Annotated in this window: 9 protein-coding genes and 1 pseudogene; 6 read left to right on the top strand and 4 right to left on the bottom strand. The window is 70.0% G+C overall.

Annotation, left to right across the window (positions count from 1 at the left end; all coding sequences use genetic code 11):
- The first annotated feature begins 272 nt into the window (after positions 1-272).
- Complete coding sequence (locus G5C60_RS47165) at positions 273-809, top strand: MarR family winged helix-turn-helix transcriptional regulator (RefSeq protein WP_241267584.1); 537 nt, start codon at positions 273-275, stop codon at positions 807-809.
- A 28-nt stretch (positions 810-837) separates the two neighbouring features.
- Here the strand turns inward: G5C60_RS47165 and G5C60_RS47170 are convergent, their stop codons facing one another.
- Positions 838-1,623: a protein phosphatase 2C domain-containing protein gene (locus tag G5C60_RS47170; RefSeq protein WP_165269876.1), complete on the bottom strand. Its 786-nt coding sequence runs from the start codon at positions 1,621-1,623 to the stop codon at positions 838-840.
- A 358-nt stretch (positions 1,624-1,981) separates the two neighbouring features.
- On the opposite strand from G5C60_RS47170, the gene G5C60_RS47175 reads away from it, so the two are divergent.
- The 5 genes from G5C60_RS47175 (at position 1,982) to G5C60_RS47195 (ending at position 7,797) form a co-directional block, all read left to right on the top strand.
- Positions 1,982-4,909, top strand: coding sequence for a sensor histidine kinase (locus tag G5C60_RS47175; RefSeq protein ID WP_165269878.1), 2,928 nt, complete (start codon positions 1,982-1,984; stop codon positions 4,907-4,909).
- Complete coding sequence (locus G5C60_RS47180) at positions 4,906-5,412, top strand: roadblock/LC7 domain-containing protein (protein ID WP_165269880.1); 507 nt, start codon at positions 4,906-4,908, stop codon at positions 5,410-5,412. The genes G5C60_RS47175 and G5C60_RS47180 overlap by 4 nt, the downstream gene beginning before the upstream one ends.
- A complete protein-coding gene (locus G5C60_RS47185) occupies positions 5,409-5,849 on the top strand; it encodes a DUF742 domain-containing protein (RefSeq protein WP_165269882.1) in 441 nt (146 codons plus the stop codon). Before G5C60_RS47180 ends, G5C60_RS47185 begins: the two co-directional genes overlap by 4 nt.
- Positions 5,830-6,468, top strand: coding sequence for a GTP-binding protein (locus tag G5C60_RS47190; protein WP_165269884.1), 639 nt, complete (start codon positions 5,830-5,832; stop codon positions 6,466-6,468). The genes G5C60_RS47185 and G5C60_RS47190 overlap by 20 nt, the downstream gene beginning before the upstream one ends.
- Positions 6,469-6,543: 75 nt before the next feature.
- Positions 6,544-7,797 (top strand): styrene monooxygenase/indole monooxygenase family protein, encoded by a 1,254-nt coding sequence (locus G5C60_RS47195; protein ID WP_165269886.1) that lies wholly within the window; start codon positions 6,544-6,546, stop codon positions 7,795-7,797.
- Positions 7,798-7,904: 107 nt separating this feature from the next.
- On the opposite strand, the pseudogene G5C60_RS47200 reads toward G5C60_RS47195, so the two are convergent.
- From G5C60_RS47200 to G5C60_RS47210, 3 genes and pseudogenes are all read right to left on the bottom strand, one after another.
- Positions 7,905-8,582: pseudogene (locus G5C60_RS47200) on the bottom strand (coiled-coil domain-containing protein); the annotation flags it as partial.
- 103 nt (positions 8,583-8,685) lie between these two features.
- Entirely contained in the window at positions 8,686-9,012 is a 327-nt protein-coding gene (locus G5C60_RS47205) for a hypothetical protein (protein ID WP_165269888.1), read from the bottom strand.
- Positions 9,013-9,031: 19 nt separating this feature from the next.
- Positions 9,032-9,766, bottom strand: coding sequence for a TetR/AcrR family transcriptional regulator (locus G5C60_RS47210; RefSeq protein WP_165269890.1), 735 nt, complete (start codon positions 9,764-9,766; stop codon positions 9,032-9,034).
- Positions 9,767-9,875: the final 109 nt, after the last annotated feature.

The following is a 9,875-nucleotide window of genomic DNA, read 5'->3' on the forward strand; positions in this document are numbered from 1 at the left end:
GGGTTTGGGTTCGTTGCCGGGTGCGGGTTGTTTGTGGCTGGTCGCGCAGTTCCCCGCGCCCCTAAAAGACTGCGCCTGCCCGCGCCCTGAAAGACCGCGCCTGCCCCCGCCCCTGAAAAGACCGCGCTCCCCGCGCCCTGACGGAGCGCACATGCCCTGCGCCCTGACGGAGCGCACATGCCCTGCGCCCTGACGGAGCGCACATGCCTTGCGCCCTGACCGAGCACACATGCCTCGGACCGTAGCCCGGAAATACCCCCGGAGCTGCGGGAATGACTAAGCTTCGGCAAAACTTTCAGGATCGCGAAGCTGAGTCAGGGGCCGATGTGCGCGAGGGCGGAAACGGTGAGGAGCAGCCGTTGCGGTCGGGACAGGGTGTGGATCAGGAATTCCTGGCCCTGGAGCGGGAGTTGACCGTTCTTCTGCGGCGCGCCCGGGCCTCCTCCGGTGAGATGGCCCGGGAGGTCCATCCCGATCTGGAGTCCGCCGCGTACGGCCTGCTCGTGCGTCTGGACGAGCGTGGCGATCAGCGTGCCACCGAGCTCGCCGCCTATATCGGTGTCGGCAAGGCCACCATGTCCCGCCAGCTCCGGGCTCTAGAAGAGCTCGGCCTCATCGCCCGTGAGCCCGATCCCGCCGATGGCCGCGCCTGGCTCGTCCATCTCACGGAGGAGGGGCGGGCCCGTTTCCGTACGGTGCGGGATGCGCGGCGGGCGCGGTACGTACGGCAGCTCGCCAACTGGGACCGAAAGGAGGTCGCCGAACTGGCCCGGCTGCTGCATCAGTTGAACCGGCGAAGCGAGAGCTGAGCGCGACGTAAGGCCCTGGTCTCAGAACTCAGAACTCCACGTACACCACCGTCGCATCATCATGCGTCTTGCTCCGGCCCAGGAACTCCCGCTCCGTATCCGCCCGTTCGAGCGCCCGTACGCGGTCGACGAGGGCCTGGCCGCCTTCCTTGCGTACGAGAGTGACCAGTTCGGTCCAGTCGCCCTGGTGGAACTTGTCCACCCAGCGCGTGGCGCCGTCCGTCAGGGCGGTCAGGGTGCGGACGTCGGCGCGGGGGAGTGTGCCGGTCACCGCACGTGCCGCGACCGACGGGTCCGCGGCGGCCGTGAAGAAGCCGCCCTCCTTGTTGCGGATCGTCGCGTCGGTGATGGCGTGTGTGGCCAGGGAGGCGCGGGGGACGCGGGAGAGGCGGTCGTCGAGGAGTGGGGTGACCGGTCCTGCGGGGGACTCGGCGAGGAGGGCCGAATCGGAGAGGACGAGGTATTCGACGTCGGTGGCGGACCAGCGGGAGAGCACCACAGTTGCCTGAGGGGTGCGTGGGTGAGAAAGGTCACAGGTGTCTCGATGGGCGTCCGCGGTCCGGAGAATGCCCTGCTCCAGCACCTCGGGGAGCGTCAGATCCCGTCGTGAAACGGACAGTTCACTCAGCGCTCCGCCCAGCCGCGCCGTGAACCAGGGAACCGAATGCCGACAGCCCACCTCGGTCGGCGGTGGAGTCACTCCGTCCAGGACGACGAGGGAACCGCCCTGCCCGAAAGCCGGGAGTCCGGCCGATGCGTAGTCCTCGTTCGGGCGGGCGGGGTCACCGGGTACCGAGGTCAGTTCCGTGCGCATCCGGCCAGTCTGCACGAGCTCTTCACAAGCTTCGTCAAAGGGTGGCAATCATCGCCGAATTGACGCGGACCGGCTGGTCGGAAGCCTGAATTGGGGCGGAATAATCGACTCCGCCTGAGCGCGGCGGTGCATCTTGCCACCGGCTGCCGTGGGAGTCCAGCGGGCCCGCCGCACGAGGTCGCTGCACGGGCCAGAGAAACTTGCCCACCCCTGCCTCACCGATGTTCACTCCTTTGGGTGGCGGGTCAGGCGATGCGCGACCACTGCCCACCGGCACTGGGAAGGTCGGGAGCCGTAGCGGGAACGACACGCTTGTTGACGGATCGTCACCCGGGCCCATGGGTACACGAGTACAAGAATGCGAGCATCGGTGCAGAAGATGCGGCCTCGGCGCAAAGGCAGTCAGACGGCCTCGGACGAGGCCTCCGGGCGCACGCCGGGCTCCCCGAACTCCCCGGAGCCGGAGCACAGGCCGAACTCCCCTGACCCTGCGGACCCCGCAGGAAAAGGCCGCCCCGCCCACGTACGCACCCGGCTGATCGTCGCCGTCGCCGTCGTGGCCGCCGCGATCGCCGGAGCCGGCGCCCCGTCCGTCGTCGCCGCCTCGGGCGACCTGAACGACTCCCAGAACCTGGTCACGCTCGCCGACCGCACCAAGGACGCGCTGACCCTCGCCCACGCGCTCGCCGACGAGCGCGACGAGGTCACCTCCTACATCGCGGCCGGCCGCCCCGACGGCCAGGGTCCCTCCGAGCGGCACAGCGCCCGCGTCGACCGGCAGGTCGACGAGCTGAGCGCGGAGGAGGCGCCCGCCGCGCTGCGTAAGGACCTCGACGACATCGCGACCGTCCGCAGAGCGGCGCTCACCGGAAAGAGCACCGCTCTCGAAGCGCATCAGGCATACTCCGCCGCCATCGCCGAACTCCACGGCCTCGCCGAGGAACTGGCCGAGCAACTGCCGCCCCGCGCGGGTGGCGGCTCGCACGCGCTCGTCGACCTCGACACCGCCGTCCAGCAGGCCGCCGCCACCCGAGGCCTGCTCCTCGCGGCCCTGAACGTGCCCACCAGGACGCAGACGACCACCGACCCGATCACCGGCCTGACCAGCACGACGACCACGTCGTCCGCCGCCGACACCAAGCAGCGCAACGCGCTCAGCGCCGCCGCCCAGCAGGCCAACGTCCGTGAGCAGGCCGCGCTCGCCGACTTCCGCGACGCCGCGCCCGAGGCCGACAGCGCCTCGTACGACTCCACGGTGAACGGCCCCGACGTCAACTCCGCCGAGAAATACCTCACGAACCTCGCCGACCGGCCGAACCTCTCCGCGTCCGAACTCGACACCAACACCAAGAACCTGGACGCGGCGCTCTCCGCCCGCGTCGAGCTGATGCGCGGCGTCGAGGCGTCCCTCAACAGTCAGCGGGCCAGGGACCTCGCCCAGTTGCGCGACGACGACGTCACCGCCCTGGAGATCCGTATCGCGCTTCTCGGCTTCCTGATACTGGTCGCCGTCGGCGTCTCCACGGCCATGGCCCGTACGCTGACCCGCCCGCTGGCGGTCCTGCGCCTCGGCTCGGCCCGTCTCGCCGCCGACCCGGCCGCCGAGGAGCCGGTGAAGTTCACCGGCCGCAACGACGAGTTCGCCCAGGTCGTACGCTCCGTCAACGCGCTGCACGCGCACGCCGTCGCGCTCCACGAGCGGCTGACGACCCTGGACGGCGACCGCAGGCACCTCATCGGCCAGCGTCAGCTGCTGGCCGACGAACGCGAGAAGCTGCGCACCGAACTCGCCGCGTCCGCCGCCCACCTGGACCAGGTCCGGCAGAGCATCCACGGCACCTTCGTCAACCTCTCACTGCGCACGCTCGGCCTCGTCGAGCGGCAGCTCGCCGTCATCGAGAACCTCGAGGAGCGCGAGCAGGACCCCGACCGCCTCGCCACGCTCTTCCGCCTCGACCACTTCGCCACCGTCATGCGCCGGCACAGCGAGAACCTGCTGGTCCTCGCCGGCACGGAACACGGCCACCAGCACCCGGGACCCGTCCCGCTCGTCGACGTCGTACGCGCCGCCGTCAGCGAGATCGAGCGGTACGAGCGGGTACGGATCGCCGCGCTGCCGCCGCACGCGCACCTCGCCGGGTTCGCGGCGGACGACATCAGCCACCTGGTCGCCGAACTCCTGGAGAACGCCACGTCGTTCTCGCCGCCCGACATCCCCGTCGAGATCTCCGGCTGGCTCCTGGAGAGCGGCGAGATCATGCTCTCCGTCCAGGACGAGGGCATCGGCATGACCTCCCAACGGCTCGACCAGCTCAACGCCCGCCTCTCGGACTTCGACCCCGAGGACACGTACGACCAGGAGAGCGGCGAGGGCCTCGGGCTCGGCCTGTACGTGGTGGCGCGGCTCGCCCACCGGCACGGTGTACGGGTGCGGCTGCGCGAGCAGAAGCAGGGCGGCATCGCGGCGGTCGCCGTCCTGCCCAAGGCGCTGTTCGCGGCCGCACCCGCCACCTCGGTCCCCTCGGCGGCCCACCCGGCGGTCGGCAGCGCCACCTCGCTGTCGTTCCCCGGCGCCGACTCCGAGGTCAACTCCAATGTGCTGTACGGCCGTTCGGAACGGGACCCGCTGATCGCGGCGGCGGAAGAGGCCGCGGAAGAGGCGGTACGGGAGGGGACGGTACGGGATCGGTCGGTACGGGACGAGGCGGTAGGGGAGGAGACCGGCAACGGGGAAGTCGTACGCGACGATCCCGCGCCGGAAGCCGAGCCTGCTGAGCCCACGGAGCCCGCTGAGGCCACCGGGTTCGCTGAGCCCACCGAGACTGCGGAGTCTGCCGCGTCCGTCGGGTCTACCGGACCCGCCGAGGCTTCCGGGTCCAGGCCCGAGACCACCATGGAGCTCATCCCGATCCCGGCTCAGGCCACCACCCCCGACCCCTACGCCATCGGCCCCGACTCCCACGAGCGGATCCCCGACGAGCCGCAGCCGGTCCCCGACGAGCCGCAGCAGGTCACCGACAAGGGGCTGCCCAAGCGGACCCCCAAGATCTCCGCGCCCCCGCCGGCGGCCAGGCCGCGTGCGGCGTCCGTGGACGCGGAGGCGCTGCGCCGCAGGCTCGGAGGGTTCCACCGGGGCGCGGTGGAGGGCCGTCGGGACGTCGAGGCGGAGATCGCCGAGCAGACGGCCGAGAGGCGCGCGCCCGCAGCAGAACCAGCAGAAGCAGCAGAAGTCGCAGCAGAAGTCGTGGAAACCGCGGGGGACACAGTCGAGGAGGCAAGCAGTTGACAGCGCCGAGTACCTTCGGACTGAGCAATGAGGCCCGCAATCTGCACTGGCTGCTGACGAACCTCGTCGAGGAGGTGCCGGGCATCATGTCGGTCGCCGTGGTCTCCTCCGACGGACTGATGCTGCTCTCCTCCGACCCCGGGAGGAACGCGGAGGCCGCAGCGGTGGCGGGCACGGCCAGGCCCACAGGACCCAAGGGCTCCTCCGCCGACCTCGCCACCGTCGTCTCCGGCATCGGCAGCCTCACCATCGGTGCCGCCAAGCTGATGGACTCCGGCGGCGTCAAGCAGACCATGGTCGCGATGGAACAGGGCAGCCTCTTCGTCATGTCGATCAGCGACGGTTCGCTGCTCGGCGTGCACGGGGCGCCGGACTGCGACATGAGCGTCGTCGCGTACCACATGGCGCTCTTCGTGGGCCGCGCCGGACACGTCCTGACCCCCGAACTCCGCAGCGAGCTGCGCCAGTCGATCGAGGACGCGTCGATAGGGAGCCCCCAGTGAGCAGCACGCCCGAGCTTCCGATACGTGGCGGGAACCGGAAACCGGCCCGCGTACGCCCCTACTCCCTCACCGGCGGCCGTACCCGCTTCGGTCACGTGCTGCTCGTCGAGACATTCGTGGCCAGCACAGCCGCGCTCGACGCCCCCGAGGAGCGGAGGGAACTGACTGGGGGCACCTCCCATGCGTTTAGCTATGGGGGAGGTTCCCTAAGCAGCCGGGTGATGCCGGAGATGCGGGCCATCGTCGAACTCTGCCGCCGGATGCGCACGGTGGCCGAGATCGCCGCGCTGCTGAAGATGCCGCTCGGCGTGGTCCGCGTATTGATCAGCGACCTGGCAGACCAGGGAAAGATCCGTGTGTACGGAACCGGTCACGGCACCGGACAGCCGGACCGCGCACTGCTCGAAAGGGTGCTGGATGGACTCCGCCGTCTCTGAGGCCGCCGCCGGCCCCGTGGTCGTCCCGGACGCGGACGAGAACCTTCAGGCCTGGCAGACGGACCGGACGCGTGCCCCGATCGCCACGAAGATCGTGGTGGCGGGCGGCTTCGGTGTCGGCAAGACCACGCTCGTCGGCGCCGTCTCGGAGATCACGCCCCTCGAGACCGAGGCGCTGATGACCGAGGCGAGCGAGGACACCGACGACCTCAGCGGGACCCCCGAGAAGCTGACGACGACCGTGGCCATGGACTTCGGCCGCATCACGCTCGACGACGACCTGGTGCTCTACCTCTTCGGCACGCCGGGCCAGCAGCGGTTCTGGTTCATGTGGGACGACCTCGTGCGCGGGGCGATCGGGGCGGTCGTCCTCGCCGACACCCGCCGTCTGAAGGACTGTTTCCCGGCACTGGACTACTTCGAGAGCTGCGGACTGCCGTACGTCGTCGCCGTCAACCACTTCGACGGCAGCGAGCGGTACGAGCCGGAGGATGTGCGGGAGGCCCTTACCGTGCCCGCGCACATACCTGTCATGATCATGGACGCGCGCCGTCGGATCTCGGCCATCGAGACCCTCCTGGCCCTCGTCGGCCACGCGCTCGAAGTCAGCCCCGAGTAGTCGCCAGTAGTTCCAGGCCCGTAGTTCCAGGCCGGTAGTTGCAGGCCCGTAGTTCCAGGTAGGAGACAGGACCGTATGCGGAAGATACTCGTCGTCGGAGCCGGCCAGTCCGGACTCCAGCTCGCCCTCGGACTCCAGTCGCACGGGTACGAGGTCACCGTGATGTCCAACCGGACGGCGGACGAGATCCGCTCCGGCCGGGTCATGTCGACGCAGTGCATGTTCCACACGGCCCTCCAGCACGAGCGCGATCTGCAACTGAACTTCTGGGAGTCCCAGGCCCCGAAGATCGAAGGACTCGGCGTCTCGGTGGCCGCGCCCGGCTCCCACGACCCGGGCCCCACACAGCGCGCGATCGACTGGGTGGGCAAGCTCGACGGATACGCGCAGTCCGTGGACCAGCGCGTGAAGATGGCCGGCTGGATGGAGACGTTCGCGCAGCGCGGCGGCCAGCTCGTCATCCACGGCGCGGCGGTCTCCGACCTCGACTACTTCTCCCGTACGTACGACCTGGTGCTGGTGTCGGCGGGCAAGGGCGAGCTGGTGTCCATGTTCGGCCGCGACGCCTCCCGCTCCCCGTACTCGGAGCCGCAGCGCGCCCTGGCCGTCGCGTACGTCCACGGTCTTGGCCCGCGCCCCGAGCACCCCGACTACGAAGCGGTCCGCTGCAACCTGGTCCCGGGTGTCGGCGAACTGTTCGTCATGCCCTGCCTCACCACTTCGGGCCGGGCCGACATCCTCTTCTTCGAGGGCATACCCGGCGGCCCGCTCGACGTCTTCCAGGGCGTCAAGGACCCGGCCGAACACCTCTCCCTGACCCTGGAACTCATGGAGCGGTTCGTGCCGTGGGAGTACGCGCGGGCCACCAAGGTGGAGCTGACCGACGCCAACGGGACGCTGTCAGGTCGCTACACGCCCACCGTCCGCAACCCCGTCGGCCGGCTGCCCGGCGGAGGCCTGGTCCTGGGTGTCGCGGACGTGGTCGTCGCCAACGACCCGATCACCGGGCAGGGGTCCAACTCGGCGTCCAAGTGCGCCGCTTCGTACCTCGGCTCGATCCTCGCGAACGAGGACAAGCCCTTCGACGAGGCGTGGATGCGGGACACGTTCGAGCGGTACTGGGACACCGCGCAGTACGTCACGAAGTGGACCAACGCGATGCTGGCTCCTCCGCCGGAGCACATCTTGAACCTGATCGGCGCGGCGGGTCAGCTTCCGCCGGTGGCCGACCGGTTCGCCAACGGCTTCAACGACCCGGGGGACTTCGAGAACTTCTTCTACGAGCCTGAGAAGACGGAGGCGTACTTGGGCTCTGTGGCCGGATCCTAATCGCCGTTGGGTGTTCTGGGAGTGGGAGGCTGCGGGTTGTGTGTGGCTGGTCGCGCAGTTCCCCGCGCCCCTTCAGGGCGTTGTCCTGGGCGTACGGCGCCCAGGGCCGCCATGCCTGTTCTCTCCAGTTCGGCGAGTTGGTCGAGCTGTTCGGCGGTGAGTGAGGCGAGTAGTTCCTCCACCTCGTCGAGGCGCTTGCGTACGGCGTCCCGGTTCTTCTTCTGCCGTTCGGCGAGGGTGAGTTGGCCGTCGAGGGCCTTGCGCGCCGCGCGGGCCAGGGCGTCGGTCTTCTTCTCGCCGCCGACCAGCCGGTCCACCGTCTCGGCCCGCTGCCGGGAGAGCTGCCGGATCACATGGCTCTGGTCGAGCGCGTGCTGCGGGTCGCGGGCTAGGAGCAGACGTACGTACGGGGAGATCTCGGTGCGGCTCTGGTACTGCTGCCGGGCGAGCCGTGCGGCGGCGCTGCGGCTGTCGTGCAGGAAGAGCCGGGCTCTGGCGAGCCGCCCGTTGAGCTTCTTGACCTCGGCGCGCTGCTTGTTCAGCTTCTTCTCGGTGGCGTTGTACTTCTCGGTGGCCTTCTCGGCTTTCCGGTAGAGGCGCTGAAGGTCTGTCAGGAGGGCGGCGACAGGTCGCTTGGCGACGGATCGCTCTCCGCCGAGGTCATCGGGCTCCGATGCGGCTGCGACGGGTGCGGGTGCGGCGGGTACGGATGCGGCGGGTACGGGTGCGAGGGCCGCGGCCGTGAGCGCCGCCGTGCAGACCAGGCGCAGGAGTCTTTCTGACACGTCATCACCTCCGGTACGGGGTGGCCCCTCCACCCCGTACCGCGAGCATCAGACGCCTGCGTCGCGCTCGCGCGCGGGCCGTGGTCGGTTCGGCTCAAGGAGGTCACTCGTCGGCGTCATCCGGCCTGGTGCGCGGCGTGGCGCCTGGCTGGGTGTCGGGCTTGGCCTCCGGTTTGGACCACGGCCACTTGAGCTTGTCGCTCTTCTTGCCCTCGGGGTCGAACTGGTACTTCCACCCCTGGTGCAGGCCGAGCCGTTTGCTCTGCCCCGCCTGTACGCGGCGGTAGACGAGGACCGTCGGCGGGCCGCCCGCCGCGTCCGGGACCGGCACCCGGTACACCTTCGGTGGGTGTCCGGTCATGCCGAGCAGGACCGGGAGCACGCGGCCGTCCAGGGGGCCGCCCTCGAAGGGGGTGTCTTCGCTCTTCACGGGGCCAGTCTCACGCTCTTCACGGGGCCAGTCTCACAAACGGGGCGTCGCCCACCACGGGGAGCACCCGGCGGACCAGCGTGCCGAGAGGGCCGTCCGCGGTCTCCATCGCGAGTGCGGCCCGTACGACCTCGGCGGTCTGCGGGTCGCGTCCCGCGGTCGCGACGAGGCAGGCCACGAACTGCTCGACCAGCCAGTCGCGCAGCTCGTCCAGCGGTGGTTCCTTGTCCTCGTCGAGCCAGATGAGTGAGGCGGCCTCGACGGCGGTGATCCACATCCGTACGGTCATCCGCAGCCTCAGCCCCGGGTCCCGTACGTCCAGGTGACTCAGGATGTGCTCGGCGGCGGCTCGTCGTACGCCGTCCACGATGGCCGTGGTCCGGGAGGTTCCGACGACGTTGCCGCCCTGCAGCAGGGCGCTGAATCCCGCGTCGTGCTCGTCCACGAAGGCGAGATACCGGTCGAGGGCGTGGGAGAGGCGCTGGGTCAGCGGGCCCTCCGGGGGCTCGGCGAAGCAGTGCTCCAGCTCTTCGGCGGCGGAACGCAGGGCGGCTTCGTACAACTGCTGCTTGCCGCCCGGAAAGTACCGGTACACCAGTGGGCGCGACACCCCGGCGGCCTCCGCCACATCGTCCAGCGATACGTCCTCGGGCACGCGCCGGGCGAAAAGCCCCAACGCCGCGTCCAGCAGCTGGCTGCGTCGTTCCTCGACGCTTAGGCGGCGGTATGCGCGGGTGGGGGCCTCGGAGGTCATATCCGCAGCGTAGCCCTCCGGGGGTTGGGCGGTTGGGTTCGTTGTTTTGTGCGGGTGCGCTGTGGCTTGTCGCGCAGTTCCTCGCGCCCCTGGGTGGGTGGGGGTGCGG

It is taken from the genome of Streptomyces scabichelini (genome assembly GCF_011045015.1).
Classification (GTDB): domain Bacteria; phylum Actinomycetota; class Actinomycetes; order Streptomycetales; family Streptomycetaceae; genus Streptomyces; species Streptomyces scabichelini.